Source organism: Colwellia sp. TT2012 (assembly GCF_001440345.1).
Classification (GTDB): domain Bacteria; phylum Pseudomonadota; class Gammaproteobacteria; order Enterobacterales; family Alteromonadaceae; genus Colwellia.
The window spans coordinates 1-255 of the sequence record NZ_LJYX01000217.1 but is presented as its reverse complement, the minus strand read 5'-3'; the positions used below and the strand labels follow the sequence as shown (position 1 = coordinate 255).

1 rRNA gene is annotated in these 255 nt (G+C 38.8%); it reads right to left on the bottom strand.

Annotation, left to right across the window (positions count from 1 at the left end):
• Window positions 1-169: 169 nt before the first annotated feature.
• Window positions 170-255 (bottom strand): 23S ribosomal RNA (locus tag ASU03_RS19610); the annotation flags it as partial.

The following is a 255-nucleotide window of genomic DNA, read 5'->3' as shown; positions in this document are numbered from 1 at the left end:
GATCAGGTGGGGCCACAGCGCTATGGTCGCTAAACAAAAAAAGGTACAATCTAGAAATTTGATATAAAAAGTTTTACAAAAGCGGTTCAAGTAACACGAGTACGTGTTTTATATATTTAAAATGTCAATCTCATACACACTTTATAGTTCAAAACTACTTGGGTGTTGTATGGTTAAGCCTCACGGGCAATTAGTATCAGTTAGCTCAAGACCTCGCAGTCCTTACACACCTGACCTATCAACGTTGTAGTCTCC